The organism is Actinocorallia libanotica (assembly GCF_039525175.1).
GTDB lineage: Bacteria > Actinomycetota > Actinomycetes > Streptosporangiales > Streptosporangiaceae > Actinocorallia > Actinocorallia libanotica.
Window position 1 is genome coordinate 42098 of record NZ_BAAAHH010000013.1, and the last position, 22767, is coordinate 64864.

General features: G+C 69.1%; 24 protein-coding genes. 11 read left to right on the forward strand and 13 right to left on the reverse strand.

What is annotated here, in order from left to right; translation table 11 throughout:
- Nucleotides 1–28: 28 nt before the first annotated feature.
- The 4 genes from ABD140_RS17365 (at nucleotide 29) to ABD140_RS17380 (ending at nucleotide 3125) form a co-directional block, all read left to right on the forward strand.
- Nucleotides 29–385 carry a PadR family transcriptional regulator gene (locus tag ABD140_RS17365; RefSeq protein WP_344241887.1) on the forward strand — a complete coding sequence of 119 codons (357 nt, stop codon included), beginning with the start codon at nucleotides 29–31 and terminating at the stop codon, nucleotides 383–385.
- Nucleotides 382–1212 carry an ATP-binding cassette domain-containing protein gene (locus ABD140_RS17370; RefSeq protein ID WP_344241888.1) on the forward strand — a complete coding sequence of 277 codons (831 nt, stop codon included), beginning with the start codon at nucleotides 382–384 and terminating at the stop codon, nucleotides 1210–1212. Before ABD140_RS17365 ends, ABD140_RS17370 begins: the two co-directional genes overlap by 4 nt.
- Entirely contained in the window at nucleotides 1212–1904 is a 693-nt protein-coding gene (locus ABD140_RS17375) for a hypothetical protein (protein WP_344241889.1), read from the forward strand. Before ABD140_RS17370 ends, ABD140_RS17375 begins: the two co-directional genes overlap by 1 nt.
- Nucleotides 1905–2237: 333 nt before the next feature.
- Nucleotides 2238–3125, forward strand: a complete 888-nt coding sequence (locus ABD140_RS17380; RefSeq protein ID WP_344241890.1) for a serine/threonine-protein kinase — start codon at nucleotides 2238–2240, stop codon at nucleotides 3123–3125.
- Between the two features lie 176 nt (nucleotides 3126–3301).
- On the opposite strand, the gene ABD140_RS17385 is transcribed toward ABD140_RS17380, so the two are convergent.
- The 5 genes from ABD140_RS17385 to ABD140_RS17405 form a co-directional block, all read right to left on the reverse strand.
- Entirely contained in the window at nucleotides 3302–4054 is a 753-nt protein-coding gene (locus tag ABD140_RS17385) for a DUF429 domain-containing protein (protein WP_344241891.1), read from the reverse strand.
- A gap of 74 nt (nucleotides 4055–4128) precedes the next feature.
- Entirely contained in the window at nucleotides 4129–4836 is a 708-nt protein-coding gene (locus ABD140_RS17390) for an HNH endonuclease signature motif containing protein (RefSeq protein ID WP_344241892.1), read from the reverse strand.
- Nucleotides 4837–5166: 330 nt separating this feature from the next.
- Complete coding sequence (locus tag ABD140_RS17395) at nucleotides 5167–5949, reverse strand: hypothetical protein (protein WP_344241893.1); 783 nt, start codon at nucleotides 5947–5949, stop codon at nucleotides 5167–5169.
- Nucleotides 5950–6018: 69 nt separating this feature from the next.
- The gene (locus tag ABD140_RS17400) at nucleotides 6019–6294 is read right to left on the reverse strand and encodes a hypothetical protein (RefSeq protein ID WP_344241894.1); all 276 of its coding nucleotides are present in this window, start codon (nucleotides 6292–6294) and stop codon (nucleotides 6019–6021) included.
- 118 nt (nucleotides 6295–6412) lie between these two features.
- On the reverse strand, nucleotides 6413–6997 hold the full coding sequence (locus ABD140_RS17405) for a hypothetical protein (protein WP_344241895.1): 585 nt from the start codon (nucleotides 6995–6997) through the stop codon (nucleotides 6413–6415).
- Nucleotides 6998–7368: 371 nt separating this feature from the next.
- On the opposite strand from ABD140_RS17405, the gene ABD140_RS17410 reads away from it, so the two are divergent.
- Nucleotides 7369–8838 (forward strand): protein kinase family protein, encoded by a 1470-nt coding sequence (locus ABD140_RS17410; RefSeq protein WP_344241896.1) that lies wholly within the window; start codon nucleotides 7369–7371, stop codon nucleotides 8836–8838.
- A 133-nt stretch (nucleotides 8839–8971) separates the two neighbouring features.
- A complete protein-coding gene (locus tag ABD140_RS17415; RefSeq protein WP_344241897.1) occupies nucleotides 8972–9439 on the forward strand; it encodes a GIY-YIG nuclease family protein in 468 nt (155 codons plus the stop codon).
- A 23-nt stretch (nucleotides 9440–9462) separates the two neighbouring features.
- Here the strand turns inward: ABD140_RS17415 and ABD140_RS17420 are convergent, their stop codons facing one another.
- Nucleotides 9463–10296 (reverse strand): TrmH family RNA methyltransferase, encoded by an 834-nt coding sequence (locus ABD140_RS17420; RefSeq protein WP_344241898.1) that lies wholly within the window; start codon nucleotides 10294–10296, stop codon nucleotides 9463–9465.
- A gap of 215 nt (nucleotides 10297–10511) precedes the next feature.
- Between ABD140_RS17420 and mltG the strand changes: the two genes are divergently transcribed.
- Nucleotides 10512–11606, forward strand: a complete 1095-nt coding sequence (gene mltG, locus ABD140_RS17425; RefSeq protein ID WP_344241899.1) for an endolytic transglycosylase MltG — start codon at nucleotides 10512–10514, stop codon at nucleotides 11604–11606.
- A gap of 1 nt (nucleotide 11607) precedes the next feature.
- Here the strand turns inward: mltG and ABD140_RS17430 are convergent, their stop codons facing one another.
- From ABD140_RS17430 to ABD140_RS17445, 4 genes are all read right to left on the reverse strand, one after another.
- Nucleotides 11608–11964, reverse strand: coding sequence for a hypothetical protein (locus tag ABD140_RS17430; protein WP_344241900.1), 357 nt, complete (start codon nucleotides 11962–11964; stop codon nucleotides 11608–11610).
- A gap of 46 nt (nucleotides 11965–12010) precedes the next feature.
- On the reverse strand, nucleotides 12011–13681 hold the full coding sequence (locus tag ABD140_RS17435; RefSeq protein ID WP_344241901.1) for a serine/threonine protein kinase: 1671 nt from the start codon (nucleotides 13679–13681) through the stop codon (nucleotides 12011–12013).
- Between the two features lie 293 nt (nucleotides 13682–13974).
- On the reverse strand, nucleotides 13975–16140 hold the full coding sequence (locus ABD140_RS17440; RefSeq protein WP_344241902.1) for a galactose oxidase early set domain-containing protein: 2166 nt from the start codon (nucleotides 16138–16140) through the stop codon (nucleotides 13975–13977).
- A 32-nt stretch (nucleotides 16141–16172) separates the two neighbouring features.
- Nucleotides 16173–16670: a hypothetical protein gene (locus ABD140_RS17445; protein ID WP_344241903.1), complete on the reverse strand. Its 498-nt coding sequence runs from the start codon at nucleotides 16668–16670 to the stop codon at nucleotides 16173–16175.
- 146 nt (nucleotides 16671–16816) lie between these two features.
- Between ABD140_RS17445 and ABD140_RS17450 the strand changes: the two genes are divergently transcribed.
- Entirely contained in the window at nucleotides 16817–17314 is a 498-nt protein-coding gene (locus tag ABD140_RS17450; RefSeq protein ID WP_344241904.1) for a MarR family winged helix-turn-helix transcriptional regulator, read from the forward strand.
- 20 nt (nucleotides 17315–17334) lie between these two features.
- On the opposite strand, the gene ABD140_RS17455 is transcribed toward ABD140_RS17450, so the two are convergent.
- Both ABD140_RS17455 and ABD140_RS17460 read right to left on the reverse strand, forming a co-directional pair.
- Entirely contained in the window at nucleotides 17335–17958 is a 624-nt protein-coding gene (locus tag ABD140_RS17455; RefSeq protein WP_344241905.1) for a nitroreductase family protein, read from the reverse strand.
- A 25-nt stretch (nucleotides 17959–17983) separates the two neighbouring features.
- Nucleotides 17984–18988, reverse strand: a complete 1005-nt coding sequence (locus ABD140_RS17460; RefSeq protein WP_344241906.1) for a helix-turn-helix transcriptional regulator — start codon at nucleotides 18986–18988, stop codon at nucleotides 17984–17986.
- A gap of 61 nt (nucleotides 18989–19049) precedes the next feature.
- Here ABD140_RS17460 and ABD140_RS17465 point away from each other — a divergent pair, with 61 nt between their 5' ends.
- Genes ABD140_RS17465 through ABD140_RS17475 form a run of 3 tightly spaced genes read left to right on the forward strand, consistent with a single transcriptional unit; the run spans nucleotide 19050 to nucleotide 22030 of the window.
- Nucleotides 19050–20195 (forward strand): epoxide hydrolase family protein, encoded by a 1146-nt coding sequence (locus tag ABD140_RS17465; RefSeq protein WP_344241907.1) that lies wholly within the window; start codon nucleotides 19050–19052, stop codon nucleotides 20193–20195.
- Nucleotides 20196–20249: 54 nt separating this feature from the next.
- On the forward strand, nucleotides 20250–21455 hold the full coding sequence (locus ABD140_RS17470; RefSeq protein ID WP_344241908.1) for a cytochrome P450: 1206 nt from the start codon (nucleotides 20250–20252) through the stop codon (nucleotides 21453–21455).
- A complete protein-coding gene (locus tag ABD140_RS17475; RefSeq protein ID WP_344241909.1) occupies nucleotides 21452–22030 on the forward strand; it encodes a TetR/AcrR family transcriptional regulator in 579 nt (192 codons plus the stop codon). Before ABD140_RS17470 ends, ABD140_RS17475 begins: the two co-directional genes overlap by 4 nt.
- 41 nt (nucleotides 22031–22071) lie before the next feature.
- Here the strand turns inward: ABD140_RS17475 and ABD140_RS17480 are convergent, their stop codons facing one another.
- Nucleotides 22072–22707, reverse strand: coding sequence for a hypothetical protein (locus tag ABD140_RS17480; RefSeq protein WP_344241910.1), 636 nt, complete (start codon nucleotides 22705–22707; stop codon nucleotides 22072–22074).
- Between the last annotated feature and the right edge of the window lie 60 nt (nucleotides 22708–22767).

Below are 22767 nucleotides of genomic sequence, written 5' to 3' on the forward strand. Positions count from 1 at the left end.
GTACCAGTAGTCAGTTAGCCTGCCTACCGTGTTGAGACAGATGCGGCAGCAGTGGCTTCATGGGTTTCTGGACGTGTGTTTGCTGTGCCTGCTCGCCGAGCGGCGCGACTACGGGCGGGGGCTGGTGGAGCGGCTCGTCGGGGCGGGGTTCGACGAGGTTCCGGGAGGGACGCTCTATCCGGCGTTGTTGCGCCTGGAGAAGCAGGGGCTGGTCCGGACCGAGCGGGAGGCGTCCGTGTCGGGTCCGCCTCGCAAGTACTACGAGCTCACCGAGGACGGGCGGACGGCCGTGCTCGAACGGCAGCAGGCGTGGCAGCAGTTCCGAAGTGCCATGGACGGCGTCGTGTCGTCGCCGGTCGCGAGCGTGGAGGAGGCGGGATCGTGACCTCCGCGCAGGAGTGGGGAGCGCAGCTCGTCGCGCGGCTGACCCGCGTCGGGATCGAGATGGGCGAGGCACGGGAACTCGCCGGGGACGCTCTGGTGGAGGCCGAGGCGGCCGGGATCCATCCCCGCGCCATGTACGGGCCGGCCGTGGCCTATGCCGACACGGTCGCGCAGGCGGTGCGCACCGCCGTCGTCAACGCGGCACCGCTCCCCCGCGTACGCGGCCCCGTCATACTCCGACTGCGCGGCGTCTCCAAGCGGTACCGGCGGCGGCAGGTGCTCCAAGGCGTGGATCTGAGCCTGCGCGCAGGCGAGGTCGCCGCGATCGTAGGCGCGAACGGTTCGGGTAAGTCGACCCTGCTGAACATCTGCGCCGGGCTCACCCGAGCCACCGGCGGGACCGTCGAACGCACCGCGCGGATCGGTTACGCGCCCCAGCAGCACGGTGTCGCGCCGCTGCTGACCCCGGAGGAGCACTTCCGGCTGTTCGGCGCGGTACACGGAATGAACCGCAAGAAGGCCGTCGCGATCGGCACTGGCCTGGCGTCCCGGCTCGGCTGGCGGCCGCGGGCGGACGTCATCGCCTCGCACCTGTCCGGAGGGACGCAGCAGAAGCTCAACGTCGTCCTCAGCGAGCTGAACCGGCCCGAGCTGATCCTGCTCGACGAGCCCTACCAGGGCTTCGACCAGGCCTCCTACCTCGACTTCTGGGACCAGGTCTTCCACTGGAGGGACGGCGGCGCCGGCGTCCTGGTCGTCACGCACCTGCTCCACGACCTCGACCGGGTCGACCACGTCCTCGAACTGCGCCCCGCGGAGGAGTCCTGATGCTGCCGACCGTCGCCTCGACCGCCCTGCGCGAACTGAGCCGCCGCCGCGTCGCGCTGCTGTTCGTCCTCCTCCTCCCGTGCGTCTTCTACCTCGCGCGCATCGACGTCTCCTACCAGGCGATCCGCTTCCTGGCGATCGGCGTCGGCTGGGCCGTCGCCACCCTGTCGCTGTTCAGCCACGTCAGCGCACACCGCCTCGACCAGCGACTCAGCGCGATCGGCGCCTCCCCCACCGCCCTGTTCTTCGGCAGGCAACTCGCCCTGGCAACCGTCGGCGTCCTCGTGGCCGCCGCCTACTTCACCCTCGTGGCCGCCACCCGCGACGACCTCCCCCACCTCTCCTCCGTCGCCCTCCTCCTCCTGACCACCGTCCTCATCAGCGCCCCCCTCGGCGCCCTCGTCAGCCTCGCCATCCCCCGCGAACTCGAAGGCGCCCTGGCCCTCCTCTCGATCATGGCCCTCCAACTCCTCGTCGACCCCGACGGCTCCGCCGCAAAACTCCTCCCCCTCTGGTCCACCCGCGAACTCTCCGCCCACGCCCTCCAGACCACCCCCGCCCCCCTGACCGACGGCCTCCTCCACTTCACCCTCACCCTCACCCTCTGCACCGCCCTCGCCTGGACCGCCGGCACCCTCCGCCTCCGCCCCGTCCCCCTCAACCCCCCGCCCCCCACGAACGCACACCACTGACGCCAGGACGGGCACTTTCCAGGTCGAGCGAACACAAACGAGGTAGCCCGAGGCCTTCGAACAGGTGCCAACCCGTAGACCTCCACCACTTCGAAAAACTGCCGGCTCTGCGACCTATGCCGCCGCCTCCGCACCACTCGTCCGCAGGCACCGAACCCGTGCCGAGTGAATGTGAGCCGATTTCTCACGCTCAATGCGGCCCGTAGAATTTTCGGCTTCCGTGATCGGCCCGTCTGTCATTCGACACTCATCAGAAATAGTCCGTGTAGTGAATACACATCACCATTCCGGGTAGGTGATCGGCCCAGATCGTTCAGATGGGGACACGTCGAGATGTTGCGCCGACAGGTCGTTCTTCCCGCGGGTGTGCGGATACTGGAGCGCACCGATCCCGGCAAGGTGGGCGGATACCGGCTGACCGGGCGGGTCGGGGCCGGCGGGATGGGGGTCGTCTACACGGGGCTGGCCTCGGACGGGCGGCGGGTCGCAGTCAAGGTGATCCGGGCGGAGTACGGGGCCGATTCGGGGTTCCATGCACGTTTCGCCCGTGAGGTAGAGCTCATGGCCCGGGTTCGCAGCCCCGGTATCGCGGCGGTGCTCGACGCGGACACCGGGGCGGCACGGCCCTGGCTCGTCACCGAGTACGTACCGGGACCGACGCTCGACCAGCAGGTGCGGGAGCACGGGCCGCCGGCCGCCGGACGGGTCAGGACGCTCGCCTTGGGGGTGGCCGAGGCCTTGGCCGCCGTCCACGCGGCGGGAATCGTGCACCGCGACCTGAAGCCCGCCAACGTGATCCTCTCCCCGGACGGCCCGAAGGTCCTCGACTTCGGTATCGCCCGCGCCGCCGACGAGACTTCCCTCACCCGCACCGGTGTCCTGATCGGTTCCTCCGGCTGGATCAGCCCCGAGCAGTATCAGGGGCAGGGCCCCGGCACCGCCGCCGACCTCTTCGCGCTCGGCGCTCCTGGCCTTCGTCGCCGCCATCCGCCGTTCGGCACCGGAACCGCCGAGGCCGTCGCCTTCCGTGTCCTGCAGGACGAACCCGACCTCACCCCGGTGCCCGACGAACTGCGCGGCCTTGTCACCCGCTGTCTCGCCAAGGACCCGGCGGACCGTCCTCTCGCCTCCGAACTCGTCGACGCCTTGGCCGGACAGTGGTCGCCGGAAGACGCCCTCGCGCCCACCACCGTCCTCACCCAGCTCATCACCGAGGAATAGGACGGCTCCGCTCTCCACTCATCCGTTTCGCCTCCTGTCACCTACACGCCGCGCGCCGCCTCCCGCTCCCACGTCTACTCAGTACCGGTTTTGAATGCTGAACCCATCCGGCCGCCGAGTCGAGTGACGGATGTGGCCGCCGTTCAGGCATCGAAGAAATGCAACCGCGGAGGCGATCAGGGCTGTACCGGCAGCTTTGACAGAGGTCCAGTGGGAAGCGCGATCCAGCCTTCGCTGCGGGCGACGTCGATCTGCTCCGGGGGCGCAGTGGTCGTCATCTGCAGGGCCGACGCGCGTGCGGTGAGCGCAGCGATGACGGCGTCCAGCGCGTCGTCAGAGCTTCGACATGCCTCTTCGCACGTGTCGAGGTCAAGCCAGGGCGCTGCGGCTTGTAGTGCGTCGACCAGGTTCCCGAGCCTGTCCAGGTTCGCCGCGCGTTTGTAGTTGCGATGCGGCAACCCCCATCGGTTGAGGGAGGCGGCCGGGTAGACCTCCACGACGATGCCCTCCCCACTGCGATCGACCGGCCGGCCCAGGCGCGCGAGTCCGGAGAGAATGCCCGCGCACCTCATGGCGGTATGGCCGATGCGGTCGGCGGACACGCTCAACGGCGTGAGACCGGTCAGGTCGTGCACCACCTGGTCCGTCACCCGGAGCGTGAGGTCACGACGCCATTCGCGTCCGGTCGGCCCCACCGGTACCTCGACGTGCCCGTTCCTGTGCGCGGTGACGAAGTCGACGAACTCTTCGGGCCAGCCGAACGGGCAATCAATGCCTGCTTTGTCAGCTTTCATCACGGCGTCGAGGATCAAGCCGTCGTCCGCCCCCACCTTGACCCTGTCGACCCGCGCGCCATCTGAGGACCAGTCGACCCAGGCCAGCGCCGTCCTGACGGGTTCCGCCGCCAAATCCACTCCGACCGTACGCATTCCCCTCACGATAGGTCAGGAAGCGCGCGGTCATCATCATGCGGCCTGCTTCGGCCGGGGTAGGGGCGTCTCTGTCACTGCATCCAGCGTGGCGGCCTCTTGGCCTCTGCGACCGCTGCGGCCAGTGCCTCAGTCATGCTCGACAGGTTGCGGAGGCCGTGGACAGCGGAGTCGAGCGCCTCGACGGTCCCTTTGTCCAGGCGGCGCAAGCCGTAGGCTGCCCGCTCCAAGGCGAGGACCGTCTCGGTGTCGACGAGCGGCCGCTGCCGCAGCGCTTCCACTTCGGTTCGGAGGTCGGTCAGCCAGCGAGCCGCCGAGGCGTCGATCCGCTCCAGCCGCTCCAGGGCCTGGTCCAGGTGGGTCTCGCGCTGCTGGAGGGCCTCACCGATCATTCCCTCAAGTCGCCGTTCGGTAAGGCCTGACAGGCCATCCAGAACTTCCATGCCGCTGCCCTCACGTTCGTACTTCCAGTACCACAACACTTCGGAGTCATAGGTCTCCTGGTCCTGGTCAATAGTGGTGTGGTGCGGCCGACACATCAGCATCAGATTTTCGAAGGCGTTCCGTTCGGCCAGTGGCATCTGCGGATCGGCTCGAGGACCGTTGTCCTCGATCGCGACGATGTGGGCGATCTCCAGATTCATGCGCGGAACGCCTCGCACGAACACCAGGACCGGAACCAGGCAGCCCGGGAAGTAGCAGTGTCCTTCGGACAGAGCGGTCAGGGCCTGGATGGTGGCCCTGCTGTAGGAGCGACGGTTGGCGGTGGGCTTTCCGGACACGGGCGCCTCCAGAGGTCTCCGCACCGAGACGAGCGGAGGATGTGGGTGCAGTGTCGCATCCGCCTCTGACAGCTTCAGAGGCCCGCTCGGTACGTCAACTTGGGCCACGCCGACATAGCGACGGTTTCCGAGTCGGCCAGCAAGCGTCCACGAACATCCGATCTCTAGGCATCGGCACTCTTCCTGGCTGCAGGTCCGATGAGAAAACCAGCCGTGGCGTCCCGGCCGAGACCAGATCTCATGGGTGGTGCGGGAGCCCGACGAATATCACCACACGCCCTGACTGCGATCACGCCGTGGCCAACGCCTACCCGGGGGATGAAAAAGGGGTCACTCGTCGTCTTCTATGACTTCCCCGTCTACGACGTTCGCCGGTTTCGTCAGCTCCAGGTCGGCCAGGTGGTTCTTCAGCTTTTTGGCCATGGGGCGGTAGGACGCGAAAGTGAGTCCGCCGGAAATGAGAGCGCCAACGACGGGGATGGCCTTTGAGACGCCCCTTGCGAAGGTCTGCTTTGTCATCTGAACGCCGAGGTAGCTCGCGACCTTCTTCACCATCGGGTAGATGACGCCCTTGGTGAGCGCCTGCTGAGGCAGCTTCTTGGCAACCTGCTTCGACATCATCTCCGCGACCTTCCCCACAGCGGTGTTCGCTGAGTGGAGGCCGAACATCACACCGACGAAGAGGGTGAGCACTCCCTTGGTCGCGTCATCGAGGTCATCGTCGTCGGAGAAGAGATCGGGCCAGCTGTAGAGGTAGGCGAGCTTCTGTGCGATACGCAGTACGTGACCGAAGTATTGCACCAGATCGGCGGACACCGTGAGGGGGAGGACGACGAAACCGGGTATCCCGGCAGCCGCGGAGAGAGCACTGACCTTGGCAGTTTCGTAGGTGATGGAGCTATTGGCCACTTTGTCAAGGACTTCGAGAGGAATACCCGCCGCTGCGGGGGTCTCTGCGATCGCTCTGCGGACCTGGTCTTCGGAGCAGTGGCGACCCAACTCCTTTCGGAGGTAAGCGTCCCTGTTGATGCGCACACCGGGAAGCCTTGCCGCCGCCACCAGCACCAAGGAGAAGCGCGACTCGGGATTTTCATCCATCTCATTCGTTGCCATAGTAAAACGTACATTACCTTGAAGATGTCGAAAACATTCGCATACTTGGTAACAATGTTCACATAGCGCTCAGTCGGGTGGTTCTGGAAGAAGGGCGCGGAGGCAGGTGATCTCCTCAGCGTCGAGGTTCAGCCGGTAGGAGTAGGTCTCGTGCTCCTCCATGTCCCGGCCGTAGACGTCGTCGGTGGTCCTGGTACCGGTGACGACGTCCAGGACGGCCGGATGGAAGACCCTGCTCCGCAGGGCTTCGGCGAGGAACTCCAGAGGATCGTCGTCGGAGAGGACGGGTTCGAGGTTGGTGCCGCTGCGGTAGCAGAAGCTGGAACCGGCATAGACGCGGCTCATGACGGGAGTCCAGGTGGGTGGGATCAGGTGAGATAACCGGTCAAGCGGGTGATGCCAGGTCCCTCGCGTGTGGCGGGGCGGACGGGCGATGCGCGTTCGACGGGACCGCGGACGTCGTTCAGGCCGAGGGGGACGAGCTCACGGTGAGCTTCCAGCGGACGAGGGTGTCGATGAGGATCAGGCCGGGGCCGGGGATCTCCACCCGGCCGCGGAACGGACCCTTGCTGAAGTTGATGATGTCGTGGTGCCTGTCCTCGGGGGCGGCGTCAGGGCGGGTGTGGCGGACGTGGGCGTAGCCGGAGCCCACCTCCAGGAGAGCGGTCGTGGCGGGGCCGTGGTGGCGCAGGACGTCGGGGCACCCGCCAGTGACGGTCCCGGTAAGTTCACGGCAGTCCTCTGAGGTGAGGAAACCGGCTTTCCATCGGAAGAAGGGGAGTTCGTTGGAACTGTTCTCCACCAGGAGGTGCGTGTACTCCTTGGGGACGAGGAAGCGGAACCTGCCCCTGATGTAGCTGCCGGAGCCGACCCAGCCGCCGCGTTCGAGGCGTTCCGGGGTGTCGACCAGTCCGTGGACGTCGAGGCTTCCCAAAAGCCGGCCCTTCATCTCCGCGATGGTCGCCTGCCCTTCGGGGGCGTGGGTCACGGGGATGCGGCCCTTGCGCCAGCCGCGGAAGGGCAGCGGTGTCTCCGCCTGCTTCGTCATGCGGGGAGTCTGCCACGAGAAGAAGATCGTTTTTGTGGCGGAACGTACAGTCCGGGCTCCGTGCGGCGCGGGACGCCGACCGCAGCACCAGGCTGCCGGACTCCGCACTGCGCCAGCGGTTCGCCTTCACCGGGGTCCGGGCCGGCCGGGTACGGGAGAGGGGTCCTACGGCGGGTCGGGCTCCAGCTGGTGGTCCTCGATCACCACGCCCTCTACTTCCGTCAGCTGGCCGCAGCGGAGCTTACGGTAGCGGAACTCTCAGATCTGTGTACCGATTTCACCAGCATGCGACACCCGGGCGCCTCGACCTCATCACGATTGATCATCGGGGTCTCGACGGACCCCTCGTCCCTGTGGTGTGGTGACCGACCATGGCGGAGAAAACGGAGCCACTGCTCCCCGACACCGCCGTCCTCGTCGCACCGCGGTCCTTGGAACAGGCCGTTCGGGAAGAAGGACGGCTGCCGGTTCCGAGCGTCGCATGGGTCGGAGCGCTGGTCGCCTCGGCGCTTGCCGGCATGCATGCGACAGGCGACGCACACGGGGACGTCAGCCCCGGCTCCATCCTGCAGGACGGAGAGCGGGTCGTCCTCGGCCCCGGCCTCACCGAGGCGGGGAGGCCGGAGGAGGACCTCCGCAGGCTCGGCGAGAGCCTGCGCTACGCCGTCGAAGGGCACCACCACGACGATTCGGCTCTCATAAGCCATGCGGGACCCCTGCAGCCCCTCATCGAGGAACTGCTGAGCCACGACCCCTCCCTCAGGCCCACCGCCGCCCAGGCTGCGGACCGGCTCCTCGCGCTCCTGCACGCCCCCGCGCCCGCTCCGCGCTTCCTCACCCGACGGCGCCTGCTCGGCTTGGGAGCCACCGGGGTTCTCGCCGCGACGGTCCCTCCGGCCTCCTTTCTCCTCCTCGATGACGAACCCGACGGGCCCCCGGCCCTCACCCTGCTCGGCCATCTGACCCAGAACGGCTTCTTCATGCTGGGCTTCAACCCGACCAGCAAGGCCCTCGCCACCATCGGCAACCCCCCGGATCATGGGGAATTCCGGCTGTGGAACATGGACACCTTCACCCAGATAGGCCAAACCCTCACCGACTCCGATTATCTCAGCGGGCTCGCCTTCACCCCTGACGGCCTCACCCTCGCCATCGGATTCGGCAGCCGCGTGCACCTCTGGAACACGACCACCGGAGCCAGGACCGGCGCCATCCTCGACCAAGGCCCCTACACGGTCTTCAGCCTGGCCTTCAGTCCCGACGGGCGCCGCCTCGCCGTCGGCTGCGAAGAGTCGATGGTCAACCTGTGGGACGTCGAGCAACGTGTCCGGATCAAGGGACCGCTGCACCACGGCCTGCCCGTCTCCTCGCTCTCCTTCAGCCCTGACGGCCGCCTCCTGGCGAGTGGCGGCTGTTCGGGCGAGAAACTCGGCTGGGCCGTCCTGTGGGACACCGAGACCCACACCCAGGTGGGTGAACGACTCCGTCACGAGCACTGGGTCACCAGAACCAAACTCAGCCCCGACGGCCGCCTCCTGGCCACCAGCTGCTTCGACGGCGAAGTCCGCTTCTGGGACGTTGAGACCCGTGCCCTGACGGCCTCCTTCCACCATCCGCACCCCGTCCACGGCCTGGCTTTCACCCCCGACGGCCGTCTCCTCGTCACCGCCGACCGCAACAGCGACCTCCGCCTCTGGGACACCGCGAAACACACCGCGATCGGCCGCCCCGTATCCGGCAGCCGAGCCCGCATCCTCTTCATGGATCTCAGCCCGGACGGCCGCACCCTCGCCGTCGGCACAGACCTCGGAAGCATCCACCTCTGGCGCCTCACCTCCTGACCGGGCCGCTTGCGACACCCCGGGACATTCTCGCTATAAGAGTGCTTCTCGGTTCTTGTGGGGTTAGCCTGAGCGGGTTAGCGCGTCCGTGCGTTGACGCGGGCGCGTCCGTCCTCGCAGGGAGGAGCCCCCCATGGAGATGGCGCGGTGCGCGGGTGGTCGGCAGGGGCGGCGCCGGGAGGCGCCGGGGTTGTTCCGGGGGTATGAGGAGCGGTCGGGCGGCGGGCTGGTGTTCACCTCGGCGGCGCAGCGGTCGTGGATCAGGTGCCGGTACCAGAACGAGGAGCTGATGTATCAGACGCTCGACCGGCTGTCGGAGGCGGCGGCGCAGTGGCGGGGGTCGAGCGGGGACGTGCGGGAGCGGCTGCACGACTGGCTGATCAGGACGGTGGGGCTGCGGTACTCGCCCATCGACAAGGCGTTGAAGAAGAACGGGCTGGACAGGTTCTGGTTCGCCGGGCGGCAGTTCAGCAGGGTCCACCACATCAAGCTGGAGGACCACGTGCCGCCGACGCGGGTCGGACGCATCTACTTCGCGCTCGACACGCGCGACCACCGGTGGATCGTCGACCACGTGGGGCTGAAGCTCTACCGGGTGTGAGCCGCGGGTGAAGGCCCCGGCGCCTACGGTGCCGGGGTGCCCGCCGCGGGGAAGCCGCGCTGGCGGGCGGCCTCGTACAGCATGAGGGTGCCGGCGGAGGCGGCGTTGAGGGAGCTGGCGGCGCCGCCGATGGGGATGGCGACGGTCTCGTCGCAGATCTCGCGCCAGCGGGTGCTCATGCCGGTGGTCTCGTTGCCGACGACGAGGAGGACGGGGCCGGTCAGGTCGCAGTCGGCGACCGGGGTGGCGCCGTGCTCGTCGGTGCCGACGATGCGCAGGGGGACGCCCTTGCCGCGCAGGGACTCGGCCCAGGCCAGGACGTCGGCGGGCGAGGGGACGCGGACGACGGGCAGGCGGAACAGGGAGCCCGTGCTGGCCCGTACGGTCTTGGGGTCGTAGACGTCGGCGGCGTGGCCGGTGACGATGAGGCCGGAGGCGCCGAAGGCGTCGGCGGAGCGGATCAGGGTGCCGATGTTGCCGGGGCTGGACGGGCGGTCGAAGGCCACGGCGAGGAGGTCGGGCGCCGTGCCGAGGCGGCCGGGGTCGTCGGGGCCGAGGCCGCCGACGGCGATGAGCTCGGGCGGCGCGGAGTCGCGTTCGCCGAGCTCGTGCAGGAGTTCGGGGTCCACGGCGATGGCGGGGACGCCGCTGTCGCGGATGAGGTCCTTGGCCCAGGACGACAGGCGGGCGTCGGTCGGGTAGAGGAGGCGGTGCAGCGGCCAGCCGTACTGCACGGCCAGGGAGATCGGCCGGACGCCGTGGATGAGGAACTCACCGAGCTTCTGGCGCTTGTTGCGGTTGGCGAGCAGCGCCTGCCAGGTCTGGAACTGCGCGTTGCGGGTGGAGACCCTGCGCACTCGCCCGTCGTTCTCTTCCCCGTGGCGTGTTCTCCCACGCCCTTCCCTGTGCGGCACGGTCACCACGATAGTCCCGCTCGTGTGACCTTCGTCCGGTGCTGAAACAAGCGGCCTGTTCCGGGTAAAGAATCCCCCGCGAAGCGATGGCGGGGGCGAAGGGCCGGGGAGGTCTCCGGAGAGCATCGTCTTCCGTAGCAGACCGATCAGGAGAAGCGATGGTCGTCGATCCGGACCTGTGGGAAGAGGGCGGCCCCTCTCGGGGCAGGCGCAGAAAGCGCGGCGGAGCGGCGGTCGTCGTCTCGTTGCTCTTTCTCCTGGCGGTGATCGGCGGAGGCCTCTACTTCGGTTACGACAAGCTCCAGGGGCACATGCCGCCCCCCGACTACACCGGGCAGGGGACGGGGACGGTCACCGTCGAGGTGAAGAAGGGTGATTCCACCGCCCATGTGGGGCGGGCGCTGCAGAAGGCGGGCGCCATCAGGTCCGTCGAGGCGTTCACCAACGCGGCGGGCGCGAAGCTCCAGACGTTGCAGCCGGGCTTCTACCAGGTGCGCAAGGAGATGTCCGCCGAGTCGGCCGTCACGATGCTGCTCAGCCCGGACTCCCGGATCGGTGTCGTGCACGTTCCCGAGGGCAGGTGGGCTTCGGAGGTCTACGCGCTGCTCTCGGAGGCCGCGAACATCCCCGTCAAGGAGTTCGAGAAGGTCGATCCGGCTTCTCTGGGGCTTCCGGAGTCGGCGAAGGGGAAGGTCGAGGGCTATCTGTATCCCGGCCGGTACGACCTTCCGCCGCACGCGACCGCCGCCCAGCTGCTCACCATGATGGTCGACCGGTTCAAGCAGGAGACGCAGAAGGTCGACTTCTCCCAAGGCCAGGCGCTGGGCCTGGACCCGGCAGAGGTCGTCACCGTCGCGAGCCTGATCGAGGCCGAGGCGGGCCGTCCCGAGGACCGGCCGATGATCTCGCGGGTCCTGCACAACCGGCTGAAGATCGACATGCCGCTGCAGTTCGACCCGGCGCTGCTCTACGCGTGGCAGAAGCGCACCATCGACGTGCGGGAGCGGCACCAGGACATCGACTCGCCCTACAACCTCTACCGGCACAAGGGGCTGCCGCCGGGGCCGATCAGCAATCCGGGCGTCGCCGCCATCGAGGCCGCGATGAGCCCGGCCGACGGGAAGTGGCTCTACTTCGTCACCACGAACCCGACCGAGCGCCGCACCGAATACGCGGCGTCCTACGACGAGTTCCTCAAGCTGAAGGCGAAGTTCGACCAGTGGTTGCGGGACAACCCTCAGCCGCAGAACTGACTCACAGGCTCTTCGTCGTGAGCGGGCAGCGGGCGCTTCTGTGCGTTCGCTGCCGACCGGGGCGGGCGCCGAACACCGTCTCCTCCGTCATCCGGTACACGCGTCCCCGCCAGCTCCCGTCGAAGAGGGGTTCTCCCCGGTAGACGCCGACGAGCAGCCGTACCTCGTCCTCGTTCTCGACGAGCTTGGGGAGGCGGCGCAGCTGGGTCGCCTTGCAGGTCTGCACGATGTAGCGCTCGACCGTCCGGTAGAAGGCCAGGCCGAAGCCGAGTTCCAGCGTCCTGTCGTACCCGGCGAGAAGCGGGTCGAGACGGGCGTCCGCGGGCACATGGGCCAGGCCGTGGGTGCGGAGGATCATGGCGCGGGCTTGCGATTTCGTCAGGGAATCGAGCAATGATCACCTTTCACTGCGGATTGATGATCGTACCGCTGCTGCCCCAGTTGCCGTAAGTGACTTGGTAGAAGGAACGGTAGAGGCCGCCGCCGCTCACCTTCTTCCGGAGGTCGAGGTCGAGGCGCTTGGGCCGGTAGTCGGAGTCGAGGAGAAGGGTGAAGCGGATGGTGTCGTAACCCTTGTAGAAGGGACCGAGCTCCGGATTCTGGACGAGCTCCTTTTTCGAGGCGCTGCCGCCCAGCGTCCAGGTGGCCCGGTCCTTGGCATGGGTGAAGGACACCTGCTCGCGGATCAGCGCCGCGATGTTCTGCGGAGAGCTCACCCAGCGGGTCTCGATCAGGAGGTCCACGTGCGGGGAGCCCTGGAGATAGGCGGAGTTTCCGGCGGGCCGGGGGTCGTCGCCGCCGATCGCCTGGGAGTAGGCCGTGTCCCCGATGAGGATCAGATGGCGCGACTCGGCGCCTTCGCCAGGGTCGACCGGGTTGCGCAACGAGACCTCGTAACTGGTCTTCCGGCCTGCCTTGTAGTCGAGTCTGCCTTCCGCCTCAAGTCGTTCAAGGCTGTCCGGACGGCCGCCGGACACTTTGACGTTCGCCGTTCTGGACTTGGCCACCGCCGCTTCGATGGCCTCCGCGAACTCCGTACTGCTCTCTGGAGGTGCCTCTGCGTCAAAAAAAGCCGCTGCCTGCTCGTCCTCCCCCATCTGATCGATCACGACGGCTCCGATTCCCGCCGTGAATATGAAGCCGACGACGGCCGCCGCGGCCATCGGGAGTTTTCGAGAGCGGCGTCGCTGCCGCGGAGGCTCCGTGTGCGGAGTCATGCGGAGGGACGTCCACCGGATGGTCCGGCTGTCGTCGGTGGACGCCTCGACGGCGGTAGCACGGCCCAGAGCGAGCGCGTCGGAGCCGCCGGTGTTCTCCAGAAGGCTCGTGAGGATTTCGCTGGCACTCGGACGTTCCGCAGGCTCCTTGGCCAGGCAGCGGGCGAGCAGCCCGCGCAGGGGTTCGTCGATGAGGCCGAGGTCGGGTTCGGCGGTCAGAAGGCGGTGCATGACGGCCGGAATGGAATCCTGCCCGTACGGGGGGCTCCCGTTGGCGGCGTAGGCGATCGTGGCGGCCCAGGCGAAGACGTCGGCGGCGGCCGTGACGGCGCGTGTCGAGAACTGCTCGGGTGCCATGAAACTGGGCGTACCGACGATCGAACCACTCACCGAGGCGGTGGCGTCCAGGTTCCGCGCGATGCCGAAGTCGATGACGCGGGGCCCGTCCGGACCGAGGAGCACGTTGCCGGGCTTGAAGTCGCGGTGCACGATGCCCGCCTGGTGGATCGCGGCGAGCGCGGTGGCCGTCCCCACGCTCAGCCGGTACAGGGCCGCGCCGGTGAGCGGCCCGTCCTCCTCGACGGCGTCGCGCAGGGACGGCCCGTCGATGAACTCGGTGACCACGTAGTCGTCGCCGGACTCGATGACCTGCGCGGTGCAGAACGGCGCGACCTTGTGCGCGGCGGCGACCTCCCGCCGGAAGTCCTTGTCGACCATTCCGTGCATCACCTTGACGGCGACCCTCCGCCCGTCGGGCGCCTCCGCCAGGTAGACGACGCCCTGCCCGCCCTCTCCCAGCCGACCGAGCAGCCGGTAGCCGTAGATCTCCTCAGGGTCGCGCGGGGCCAGGGGGTTCACGGGAGTCCTCAGGGTTCGAGATCTTCGGATGTCGATCACGCCATTGTGCAGGAGGAAACGGAGGTAATGCCGCAAAGTTCAGCAAGGTGTGCAGAACGGCACCATTCGGCGGCAGGTGTCGTGCGTCCCGTGCCGCATGACGAGTGGAAAGGGCGTCCTGCGCCCGGCTCTGTGAGCCCCGTGCCGTGCGAACACCGCCGGTCCCGGCACGGTCCGCGAGTGGCCGCCATGCGTCCCGCACAACGGCGACGGCGCCGCGGCCGGAGCCGCGGCGCCGTCAGGCGGTAGGTCGGTCACCCGCCGACGTGCACCCACTTGGCCACCGAGGGGACGCCCTGGGCGTCGGTGGCGAAGAGCATGTACCAGCCGGGAGGGGCGATGTTGGGGTTGTTGGTGAGCTTGAACTTGACGGTGTTGCCCTTGACGGTGAGTTTCTCCGGGGCCACCGCGCGCTGGTTGGGGTCGGAGGAGTGGGTCACCGCGCCGGGGCGCATCAGCCAGGCGGTCTTGATCTTGCGGTTGGTCTTGAAGGTGTAACCGCCGCCGTAGGACCAGTACTTCTTGCTCACGCTCTGGATCTTGGGACGGGCGCCCTTGAAGAGGTAGGGCGGCGAGTAGATCGAGATGCGGGTCTCGTAGAAGTTGCTGATCGGGTTGGAGCCGGACGCCAGGACCCGGCCGTCGGGCAGCAGGACCGCGCTGTTGTGGTAGGTGCGGCCGACCTTGTCGGCGGCCATCGCCGTCCAGGCGTTCGGCTTCTTCGGGTCGAACATCGCCGCCTCGCGCACGTACTGGGTGCGGTTGGCGTACGAGCCGCCGGTCTCGAAGACCTTGCCGTCGGGCAGCAGCACGGCCGAGACGTACACCTTCGCCGCGTTCAGGTCGGGACCGCGCTTGTACTTGGGGTTGGCGGCGTTCAGGTCGACGATGTCGGTGTGCGCGTGCGCGACGCCCGGCCCGTCCTGCGAGAAGTCCATGCCGCCCATCGTCATGACCTTCTGGCGCTGGGCGGGCGGGAGCAGGACGCTGGCGGACTGGTCGCGCGCCCACTTCTGGCTCAGGCCGGGGACCTCCTTGAAGGAGTTCTTCTTCTTGTAGTCGAAGATGCCGGCGCTGAGGAAGTTGCCCTCGTTGTGCGTGTAGTTGTCGTTGCTGTTGCCGATGACCGGGTGGCCGAACACGCTGCTGCCGGAGTAGAACAGCTTGCCGTTCTGCATGAGGATCAGCGCGGGGTAGGTCGACCAGTTGATGTTGCTCTGCGCGACCTTGTTCGCGGGCAGCCAGGCGCCGCCGGTCTTGGACTTCTTGTTGTACTTGAACAGCTCCGCGACGCGGGAGACGTACTGGTAGTTGTTCTGGTAGTCGGCGGCGTAGCCGCCCACGGAGTAGACGTCGCCGTTGCCGAGGATGGTGGCGGAGGGGTACCAGTGACCGTCGCTCATGTCGTTGGTCCGGTGGTACTTGTTGTCCTTCGGGTCGAAGACGTAGGCCTTGTCCTCGCCCAGCCAGCCCTGGTACCCGGTGTCGTTCGCGGAGTACTTCTTCGTGCCGCCCATGATGAGGACGCGGCCGTCGGAGAGCTGGACGTGCCCGGCGCAGAACATGTCGACCGGCGTCTTGATCTTCCGGTACTTCCCGGTGGCGGGGTCGTAGAGCATGCTCTCGAAGCTGCCCGCCGCGAAGTTCTGCGCGTTGTTCCCCGAACCGGCGATGAGCAGGACCTTGCCGTTGTTGAGGACGACCGTGTGCATCGCACGGACGCCCTTCTTCTTGGCCAGCCCGCCCGCGTCGCCCGCGTCCTGGTCGTTCGCGTTCGGCACGGGGTCGCCGAAGTCGACGTAGCGCCACTTGCCCTCGACGCAGCCGGTGGCGTCGGTGCACTTGCCGGAGGCGCCCGCGGTGGCCGTCAGGACGTAGTCGTCGGTGGTGATGACGCCCTTGCCGGAGATCGCGAGGCCGAACCGGACGGCCTTGGTGCCGGCGGGCACCGGCGCGGTCTTCACCGTCGCCTTGCGCCACTTGCCCGTCGCGCCGCCGACTCCGTAGTCCGCCCAGGACACCCAGGTGCCGTTGCTCTTCTGCCGGAAGAACATCACGGACGTCTTCGGGGTGTTGGACTTCATGTAGAAGGACAGGTTCAGGCGCTGGCCCGGCTTGACCTTCTTGATGGCGCACCCGGCGGTCTGGACCAGCGCCCGCGCCCCGGAGACCCGCATCTTCTGCGTGATCTGCACCGCGCGTTTGCTGGCGCGCCCGCGTACGAGCTTCACCGAGCCGGTGTTGCGGCCCTTCTTCCACACCTGCCAGCACTTGGGCAGTTTGCCGGAGAGGGTCTCGAGCTTCGGGTTGGGCACCAGGTTGGGCGCGGCGTGCGCGGGGACGCCGCCCTGCACGAGGGCTGCCGCCAGCAGCGCCGACCCGGCCAGGAACACGCGCGCTCTCGGCCTGCGCAATCTCATCGTCGAACTCCTCGGGGCCGCGGCACTGCCGGTCAGCCGTCGCAAGCGATCTTGTTGCCGTCGGTGTCGAGCCGCTGCCGGTCGGTACCCGCGACCTCGATGGCCGTGGTGAAACCGTTGAGCTCGAGCCAGAGGCATTTGTCTTCAGGAGCGGTGATGCCGTCGGGGAACTCCCACGGGACGCACTGGGTCGACTCCCCGTAGTTGCGGTCGCAGCCGCCCCAGTCCTTCGGCGCGCTGCGCTCGCGCTCGGGGACGGCCTCCGGGATCTTACGCTCCTTGAGGGCGGTCGCCTGCGGAGTGACCTGGGGCTTCTCGACGGGCGTACCGTCCGGCGGGAGGGGCTCGGCCGTGGCGCCCGACGGGGACGTCTCGTCCTCGGGCATGGCGAAGGTGGTGTCCCCCGACGTCTCCCGCGCCGGGGCGCTCTGCCCTCCGGTGAGCAGGAAGACCCCGGCGACCACGGCCACGACGGCCACGGTCGCGACCAGGATCGCCCATACGGACCTGCGGCCCCCTGGCAGCGACATGCACGGCCCCCCTAGCCTTCTCGCGGGGGCTCGTCCCCCGCGCCCCGCTCGCATCGTGCGAGCGAAGCTACCAATTACCTTTGCATGATGCAAGGATTGCATCATGCAAAATACCGAACGTCGGGAAGGGCGGTACAAAAGGGGGCATGAACCATGAGCAGGTCGTGGAGACGCCCGGCGGCGCCGACATCGAAGCCGTCACCACGGCTCTCCTGACGGCCTCCCGGCTCCTCGTCGCGATCTCGGCGCGCTCGCTCGCCGCCGTCGGCGAAGGGGTGACCCTCCCCCAGTTCCGGATGTTGTCGAGCCTGTCGGTCCAGGGCCCGATGAAGCTGTCGGCGCTGGCCGACCTCCTGGGCGTCAACCCCTCCACCGCGCTGCGGATGGCCGAGCGGCTCGTCCTCGCGCAGCTGATCACCCGCAGGGTCAACCCGCGCAACCGCCGCGAGATCCTCCTCGGCCTCGCCCCCGCCGGGCACCGCGTCGTCGCGGACGTGACGGCCCGCCGCCACGAGGAGATCTCCCAGGTCGTCGCCCGCCTCGACCCCGAGCAGCGCACCGCCCTCATCCAGGCGCTCGCCGCCTTCACCGTGGCGGGCGGCGACCTCCCGGCCACGGTGACCCAGCCCATTTTCTTCACCTGACCGGGCCGAGAGGGTTCGCGCTACCAGGTGTCCCAGTGGATGACGGAGTCGGGGGAGGGCCGTTTGGCCGGGCGGAAGTCGGTGCCCTTGGTGTAGGCGAGCGGGGTGAGGACGGCTTGGGCGACGGTGTCATATGGAATGCCGAGGATGTCGGCAATGTCACGCTCCCGGGCCAGGTGCATGGACGTCCAGGAGGTACCGAGCCCGCGGGCGCGGGCGGCCAGCATGAAGCTCCACATCGCCGGGAGGATGTTGCCGAGCATCGCCTTCGCCGACGCGCGGTCGGGCCCCTCCGTGCAGCCGATGACCAGGACGGGAGCGTCGCCCATGTGCTCGCCCAGGTAGTCGGCGGAGCTCGCCACGCGGGCCTGCTCGTCGCCGGCCTGCCTTCCCGCGTAGTGCGGTGACGCCCGGTAGCCGGCGTAGACCTCCCGGTAGACGTCGCCGATGGCGCGGCGCTTCTCGGCGTCCCGCACCACGGCGAACCGCATCGTGACGACGTTCGAGCCCGACGGGGCCTGCAGGGCCATGGCCACGCACTCGCGGATCAGGTCCTGGGGTACCTCGCGGCCGAAGTCGAGCCGCTTGCGCACGGCGCGGGTGGTGGAGAGCAGTTGGTCGGGGTTCAAGTCGAGCAGCGTCATATTCGCGATCCTAGGTTTCGGCTCGTCAAGGGCTCACCGCGTCGAGGTAGCGGTTGCCGAGGGTCTTCAGATGCGTGACGAGGCCGGGCGGCCCGGTGACCTTGAAGTCGAGTCCGAGCATGCCGATGTAGACGGCGATCGTCTCCAGGCTGTCGGCGCCCGTCACCAGGACGCATCTGTGCTCGTCGACGGACTCGACGACGCCCACGGTGGGGTTGATACGGGCGAGGACCTCCTCGGCCGGGGCGAAGACGGTGATGCGGGCGTGGACCTTCCAGCCGGTGGCGGCCACGTCGCGCAGAACGAAGCTCGTGTAGTCGAGGCCGGGGAGCGGGACCGGGGTGAAGGCGCGGCGGGTCGGCATCAGGGGGGTGATCCAGTCGGCCCGGTAGGCCGACCAGTCGCCGGACCGCGGGTCGCGGCCCACGAGGTACCAGTGGCGCCGCCAGTTGACCAGGCGGTACGGCTCGACGAGCTTGCGGCCGTCCGGCACGGACGGCGTGGCGGTGGGCGCGTCGGACGGCGCCTCGGGCTCGATCGCGTAGTCGAAGCGGAACCACTCCCGGTCGCGGACGGCCGCCGCGATCCGGGACAGGACCGCGGAGTCGATCTCGGGGTCCGCGACGTTGGTGCCGAGGTACTCCGGCGCCCTGGTGGTGGACTCGTGGATCGCCGCCACCTGGCGGTGCAGCCGGTGGGGAAGCACCTGCTCCAGCTTCGCCAGTGCGCGCGCGCTGCTCTCCTCCATACCGCTGACGCCCGTACCGGCCCGCAACCCGATCGCGACGGCGACGGCTTCCTCGTCGTCCAGCAGCAGCGGCGGCAGCCTCGCGCCCGGACCGAGCCGGTAGGCGCCGGTCGCTCCGCGCGTGGACTCCACCGGGTAGCCGAGTTCACGCAGGCTCTCGACGTCGTTGCGGATCGTCCGGGTGCTCACGCCGAGGCGTTCGGCCAGCTCGGGGCCCGGCCACTCCGGCCGTGACTGCAGCAGCGAGAGCAGGGCGAGCCGTCTCGAAGAGGTCTCCAACATTCTTCGGATTATGGCGTCAATGAGGAATCTGATCTTCCGCTATGGCTCCTACCTTGAGGCCATGACGAAGACGCAGAACGCCGAGATCCGCCCCTTCCACGTCGAGATCCCCCAGGCCGAGCTCGACGACCTCACCCGCCGGCTCGCCAACACCCGGCTCCCCCGCCCCGCGGCGAACGACGACTGGACGCTCGGCACCCCGAACGCCTACCTGAGCGAGACCGTCGAGTACTGGCGCGCCTCGTTCGACTGGCGGAAGCAGGAGGCGCGGATGAACGAGTTCCCGCACTACCTGACCGACGTCGACGGGCAGACCGTGCACTTCGTCCACGTGCCGTCCGCCGAGAAGGACGCGACCCCGCTGCTGCTCATCCACACCTACCCCGGCTCGTTCGCGGACTTCCTCGACATGATCGGCCCGCTCACCGACCCTGTCGCGCACGGCGGCAGGGCCGAGGACGCGTTCTCCGTGGTCGTCCCCTCGATCCCCGGCTTCGGCTTCAGCACCCCACTCGAAGGCGGCGACTGGACCATGGCGAAGGTCGCCCGCACCTTCGACGCGCTCATGCGCCGGCTCGGCTACGACTCCTACGGCTCGCACGGCAGCGACGCCGGGACCATGATCTCCCGCGAGCTGGGCCTGCTGAGCCCGCCCGGATACCTGGGGATGCACGTCCTCCAGCTGTTCTCGTTCCCGTCGGGCGACCCCGCCGAGTTCGAGGGCTTCGGGCCCAAGGAGTACGCGGCCCTGGAGCACATGCAGTGGTTCCAGTCGGTCGGCGGCTACAACGCCATCAACGCCTCCCGCCCGCAGACCGTCGCCGTCGGGATCGCCGACTCCCCGGTCGGCCAGCTCGCCTGGAGCGAGCTGTTCAACTCCTTCGGCAACGGCACGAGCCTGGTCACCCGCGACCAGATCCTCACCCAGGTCTCCCTCTACTGGTTCACCAACACCCAGGCCACGGCCGGCCGCTACCACTACGCGGAGGCGCACTCGGGCGCCGAGCCCGCCATCAACACCGCCCCCACCGGAGTCGCGGTCTTCGCCGACGACTTCAAGACCATCCGCAGCCTGGCCGAACGCGACAACACGAACATCGTGCACTGGAGCGAGTTCCCGGACGGCGGCCACTTCGCCGCCATGGAACGCCCCGCCGAAGTGGTCGGCGACCTCCGCGCCTTCTTCGCGGCCCTGCGGAAGGGCTGAATCCGCGGCGCACGCCCTGTTGACACGAGAGCTGATATGTCTCATATTCGCGACATGACTGCTGAAGTGTTCCAGGGATACGCGCCCCTTTCAGGGGAGTCGTGGCGCGACCCGTTCGGCCTGTACGCCGGGCTGCGCGACCACGACCCCCTGCACCACGTCGAGCGGGGCGACTACTGGGTGCTGTCGCGGTTCGCCGACGTGTGGGAGGCCGCCCGGGACACCGGGACGTTCTCCTCGGCCGAGGGGCTGACCTTCACCTACGGCGAGCGGGAGCGGATCGGGCTCGGCGAGGCCGCGCCGATGGTGATGCTGGACCCGCCCGAGCACACCGAGTTCCGCAAGCTGGTCAGCCGCGGCTTCACCCCCCGCCGCGTCACCTCGATCGAGCCGGAGGTGCGGGCGTTCGTGCGCGAGCGGCTGGACCGCGTCGCCGACGGCGGCACGGCCGAAGTGGACATCGTCGCCGAGCTGTTCAAGCCGCTGCCGAGCTTCGTCGTCGCCCACTACCTGGGCGTGCCGGAGGCCGACCGGGCGAGGTTCGACCACTGGACCGAGGAGATCGTGGCCTCCAACGCCTACGGCGACGCGCTGGCGGCCGGGCAGGCGGTGGCGGAGCTGTTCGGCTACTTCAGCGAGCTCCTCGAACGCAGGCGCGCCGAGCCCGGCGACGACGTGATCTCCGCGCTGAGCACCGTCTTCGACGACTCCGACCCGCTCGGGCCGCTGCGCGTCCTCGGCTTCGCGTTCACCATGGTCGCCGGCGGCAACGACACCACGACCGGCCTCCTCAGCTCCGGATGCGGGCTGCTCGCGGCGCACCCGGACCAGCGGCGGACGCTGGTGGACGACCCGGGCCTCATCCCCGACGCGATCGACGAGCTGCTGCGGCTGACCACCCCCGTCCAGGGGCTGGCCCGCACCGCCACCCGCGACGTGGAGCTGCACGGCAAGGTCCTCCCCGCCGGGCGCAAGGTGCTCCTGCTGTACGGCTCGGCCAACCGCGACCCCCGCGAGTTCGGCGACGACGCCGCCGAACTCGACCTCACCCGCCGGGCGCGCCGCGCCCTCGGCTTCGGCCACGGCGCCCACCACTGCCTCGGCGCGTCCGCCGCCCGCCTCCAGGCCCGGATCGCCCTGGAGGAGCTGCTGGCCCGCTTCCCGCACTTCGAGGTGGACACCGACCGCGGGGAGTTCGCCCCCGGCCACTTCGTCCGCCGCTTCCAGTCCCTTCCGTTCCGTCCGGGGCCGTCCGCATGAGCCGCCCGTGGCTGCAGGAGGAGCGCAACGGCCTGGCCGCCGAACGCATCCTCGACGCCGCCGGAGAGGTGTTCGCCGAACGCGGCGTCGGCGCCACCGAGATGAGCCACATCGCGAAGGCCGCCGGATGCTCGCGGGCCACGCTGTACCGCTACTTCGAGAACCGGCACGCACTACAGGTGGCGTACATGCACCGCCACACCCACCGCGTCGTGGCGGACATCGGCCGCCGCCTCCGGCACCTCACCGACCCGCGCGAACGCCTCGCGGAGACCGTCCAGGCCGCCCTCGCCGCGGTACGGCAGAGCCCGGTCCTGGCGTCGTGGTTCACCGGGGCGGACGGCGCCCGCACCGCCGAGCTCGTCGACGCCTCCGCCGTCCTCCAGGGCCTGTGCGCCGCCTTCCTCGGCGACCCGGACGACACCGGCACCCGCGAGAGGGCGCGCTGGCTGCTGCGGGTCATCGTGTCCCTGCTGGCCCATCCCGGACACGACGCCGCCGACGAGCGCATGATGATCGAACGCTTCGTCCTCCCCGTCCTCCTCGACGCCCCGACCTCCGCGCCTCCCGCGTGAGGCGGCCCCCTTCGTGAGGCCGCCTCCCGCGCGAGGCGGTCTCACGTCCCGGAACCGGCGCGCCAGGCGGCATGGGCGCGGTCCTGCTCCTCGGGCGTGCCCAGCAGGTCGGGGTCGGCGGGCCCCAGGATCGGGGCGGTCGCGTCGCCGGAGGTGAGGAAGGCGACGTCCCGCTCGGCGCCGGGCGATCCGGGCGGGCACCGGTGGGCGTCGCGGCGGGAGCCGTTCACCAGGAGGCGGACGCCCACCCGGGCGGCGGCGCGGGAGAGCTGCTGGAAGGCGGCGAAGAGGTCGTCCCCCTGCGCCGCGATCCTGGGCCCGTCGTCGGAGCCGCGGAGGCGGAAGGCCACCGTCCACGGGTCGCGCCTGCGGACGGTGACCAGCCCCCGCGTCCGCCGCCCGTCCCGCAGGACGTCGACCTCCACCGGAACGCCCAGGACGAAGTCACCCGGCCGGGCTCCGGGAACCGGCTCCTCCAGGTACTTCGTCCCGCAGGCCGTGCACGCCCACCGCTCCTCCCGGGGAACGCAGCCGCCCAGGACGAGCCGTCTCCCGCGCAGCGCCTCCTGCAGTTCGTCCGTGAAGTGCGGGTAGCCGTACATGACCGGCACGACCCCGCCCTTCCGGCACCGCGGACACGGCACCCGCTCCGCCTCCACCGGTTCCCCTCGATCCATCCCTCTCCCTTCTCCAGGCGGCTTCCCCCCGTCCTGACGCCGTTCCGCCCGGCGAGGTTC

Bases quoted from the DNA above. Each gene is read 5' to 3' on its own strand.
- mltG (WP_344241899.1), top strand. From the start codon at position 10,512: ATGGTCGTCGATCCGGACCTGTGGGAAGAGGGCGGCCCCTCTCGGGGC.
- ABD140_RS17410 (WP_344241896.1), top strand. From the start codon at position 7,369: ATGGCGGAGAAAACGGAGCCACTGCTCCCCGACACCGCCGTCCTCGTC.
- ABD140_RS17460 (WP_344241906.1), bottom strand. From the start codon at position 18,988: ATGTTGGAGACCTCTTCGAGACGGCTCGCCCTGCTCTCGCTGCTGCAG.
- ABD140_RS17445 (WP_344241903.1), bottom strand. From the start codon at position 16,670: ATGTCGCTGCCAGGGGGCCGCAGGTCCGTATGGGCGATCCTGGTCGCG.
- ABD140_RS17415 (WP_344241897.1), top strand. From the start codon at position 8,972: ATGGAGATGGCGCGGTGCGCGGGTGGTCGGCAGGGGCGGCGCCGGGAG.
- ABD140_RS17385 (WP_344241891.1), bottom strand. From the start codon at position 4,054: ATGCGTACGGTCGGAGTGGATTTGGCGGCGGAACCCGTCAGGACGGCG.
- ABD140_RS17465 (WP_344241907.1), top strand. From the start codon at position 19,050: ATGACGAAGACGCAGAACGCCGAGATCCGCCCCTTCCACGTCGAGATC.
- ABD140_RS17450 (WP_344241904.1), top strand. From the start codon at position 16,817: ATGAACCATGAGCAGGTCGTGGAGACGCCCGGCGGCGCCGACATCGAA.
- ABD140_RS17405 (WP_344241895.1), bottom strand. From the start codon at position 6,997: ATGACGAAGCAGGCGGAGACACCGCTGCCCTTCCGCGGCTGGCGCAAG.
- ABD140_RS17380 (WP_344241890.1), top strand. From the start codon at position 2,238: ATGTTGCGCCGACAGGTCGTTCTTCCCGCGGGTGTGCGGATACTGGAG.
- ABD140_RS17455 (WP_344241905.1), bottom strand. From the start codon at position 17,958: ATGACGCTGCTCGACTTGAACCCCGACCAACTGCTCTCCACCACCCGC.
- ABD140_RS17480 (WP_344241910.1), bottom strand. From the start codon at position 22,707: ATGGATCGAGGGGAACCGGTGGAGGCGGAGCGGGTGCCGTGTCCGCGG.
- ABD140_RS17475 (WP_344241909.1), top strand. From the start codon at position 21,452: ATGAGCCGCCCGTGGCTGCAGGAGGAGCGCAACGGCCTGGCCGCCGAA.
- ABD140_RS17440 (WP_344241902.1), bottom strand. From the start codon at position 16,140: ATGAGATTGCGCAGGCCGAGAGCGCGCGTGTTCCTGGCCGGGTCGGCG.
- ABD140_RS17375 (WP_344241889.1), top strand. From the start codon at position 1,212: ATGCTGCCGACCGTCGCCTCGACCGCCCTGCGCGAACTGAGCCGCCGC.
- ABD140_RS17395 (WP_344241893.1), bottom strand. From the start codon at position 5,949: ATGGCAACGAATGAGATGGATGAAAATCCCGAGTCGCGCTTCTCCTTG.
- ABD140_RS17400 (WP_344241894.1), bottom strand. From the start codon at position 6,294: ATGAGCCGCGTCTATGCCGGTTCCAGCTTCTGCTACCGCAGCGGCACC.
- ABD140_RS17430 (WP_344241900.1), bottom strand. From the start codon at position 11,964: ATGATCCTCCGCACCCACGGCCTGGCCCATGTGCCCGCGGACGCCCGT.
- ABD140_RS17470 (WP_344241908.1), top strand. From the start codon at position 20,250: ATGACTGCTGAAGTGTTCCAGGGATACGCGCCCCTTTCAGGGGAGTCG.